The sequence below is a fragment of the Bacillus sp. CCNWLW194 genome, from assembly GCF_037120585.1.
Classification (GTDB): domain Bacteria; phylum Bacillota; class Bacilli; order Bacillales; family Bacillaceae_G; genus Bacillus_A; species Bacillus_A basilensis.
In genome coordinates this window covers 1-2,391 of record NZ_JBBBBL010000048.1, presented here as the reverse complement: position 1 = coordinate 2,391, position 2,391 = coordinate 1, and the positions used below count along the sequence as shown (strand labels likewise).

The 2,391-nt window shown below is 29.7% G+C and carries 2 protein-coding genes; one reads left to right on the top strand and one right to left on the bottom strand.

What is annotated here, in order from left to right:
• On the bottom strand, positions 1–785 hold a 785-nt coding region (locus V7S50_RS33905), incomplete at its 3' end, for a tyrosine-type recombinase/integrase (RefSeq protein ID WP_336376854.1).
• A gap of 403 nt (positions 786–1,188) precedes the next feature.
• Between V7S50_RS33905 and V7S50_RS33900 the strand changes: the two genes are divergently transcribed.
• Positions 1,189–2,190 carry a helix-turn-helix domain-containing protein gene (locus tag V7S50_RS33900; RefSeq protein WP_336376855.1) on the top strand — a complete coding sequence of 334 codons (1,002 nt, stop codon included), beginning with the start codon at positions 1,189–1,191 and terminating at the stop codon, positions 2,188–2,190.
• Positions 2,191–2,391 lie beyond the last annotated feature (201 nt).

The following is a 2,391-nucleotide window of genomic DNA, read 5'->3' as shown; positions in this document are numbered from 1 at the left end:
TCACGTGCTTTATCTCCTTTTCCTGTGACTTTTAACCAATACTTTCCGTCATAATGTAAGTCTTTTACTCTCGCGGTACACAATTCTTGAATTCTTGCACCAGTACTTGCTAGAGCCAGTAAAATTGTATAGTTTACTAAATGTCCTCTTTCTTTATAAAACCCTAAAATTTTCATAACCTCATCATAGGTTAGGTCCCGATTTGGCCGATCCTGCTCATTTACATTTGCGCGCTGTAGTTCTTCATGAAGCGGCTTTTCAATATAAGAAAATACATGAAGATGTTTTAGAAAAGAACGAATGAGCACTGTTTTCTTTGCAAGTGTCGCGACTGCATACGTATCACCATTCCTACCGTTCTCTACCCGTTTCAACCAAGAATTGTATTTACGAATATGCCAAGGTTGCAATGTTTTCAATAAAGAGTCCTTTTGCTGTACCTCTTCCCCATTCAATTCAAATTCTTCTGCATGCTGCACCATGCACTGACAAAATGACAAGATTTCAGATATATAACTCTTTTTCGTATCCTCTTTTCTATTCTTCTTTTCATCCATATCATTTTGTAAATGTACAAAATGATAAATGACTTCTATATCACTTAAATACGTATACTTACTCTTCCCCTTTTTTTCTGCAACCTCCATCTTCTCTTCCACCTTATCTACATAACCAGTGTTATGTAGATAAGGAATGATATAACTTATATTCTCTATATATGTATCAATATACTTAATTTTATTGTTTATAATAGGTACATTTTCTTTTATATTGTTATTACCCATAATTCGAATTTACCTCTCCTATTGAAGATTATGAATATAGTTCACTTTATTACCTATACTTATTATTTTATTTTACTTCTATCCATTATACAAATGATAATTCACTTTCTTTCTGTAAGAAGACTATATTCTTCTACATTTACCTATGTTTATATTTTTTTATAATTTATTAGTAAATAGATGCAGTTTAATTATTTACTATTTAACATTAAAATTATTTTTATAATAAAAACAACTATAAAATATAATTAAAACTTAAAACGACTTAAATGTATGTTTTAATTATAAAGATGTATAAGAACTTTAATAATTTCTATTTCTTATTTTAAATATATATCATATTCTGATATGATATATACATATCTAAAATACTAGTAAACAATAGTTATGGAGGTGTCCTTACATGACACAAGATTTATTGTTCATTACAAAACCTACTGTAACGACAAAAGAGGCAGCCGGCTTATTAGGCGTAACGGTACAAACAATTTTGCAAAAAGAAAAAGATGGATTAATAGAATGTGTATATAAAGATAACTGGAAGCAATTCGGTAGTAAGATTTTTTATTTAGAGGATATTGAACGTTTAAAAAATATTGAAGCGGTTGAAGGATATAGCACAAAAGAAGCAGCTGAAATTCTCAATGTAGCACCATCTACAGTTTTTACCTATATCAAATCTGGTAAATTACCTGCTTCAAAGATTGAAAAACGTGGAAAAGAAGTATACATCATTGATAAAGATGATCTTGAAACTTTTCAACTTACTTATGAAAAAACTACATCAAAAGAGCGAAAAATATTTATTACTAAGATTCAAGAAGAAGAGATATATTTATATCAATTATTAACACATCAACATACCGGAAAAACAGCTAGGGTAATGGAGATCAATGGAGCAGACGGCAAGATTCTTACAGAAGACGAAGAAATATTCCCTCTATCCACTTATAAAGAACATGATTACTCATTTGATTCTTTCCATAAACAAGCGGTAATTACGAAACGAGGGTATTTATCTTTTTCATTTAAAAAACCTCAGCTATTTCATTCCATCACCTATAATCTAATAAATTTATTTTATAAAGAACTAGGTGTCACAAATATGCGATTAAGTACTTCATCTGATACTATCAAATTAGAAATTAAACCTTTCGTATTACAAGTTGATCCATTGCAGTTTCAAGAGGAGATTAAATACTTACATTCTCATATGAAATCGGGCACGATACTTCCACACGTAGAAGGTATTTACTTTAAAAGTAATGTAGAGTCATTAACTTTTTATGCAGATCATGAATTCAAGCGAAAAATAGTGCAAGTGGCAGCGGATGCAGGTATGGGACAGGAAGAATTCTTATTACAAGCTGTAAAATCTTATATAAGAGATTTAGAACAACGATAAATATTTATTCAGAAGAAAAAGCGTAGGAATTGAATCTTTCTACGCTTTTTAAAGTATACAATTTACATACTCATTTCCATGAAATCACCATATGCAGTATCAACTTAATAGGAATGTTAATTAATTTAAATTAAGCCAATCTTTGCAGAAAAACCCTATATACTATATGAGTGTATATAGAAAACATACTTAAAGGAGAAC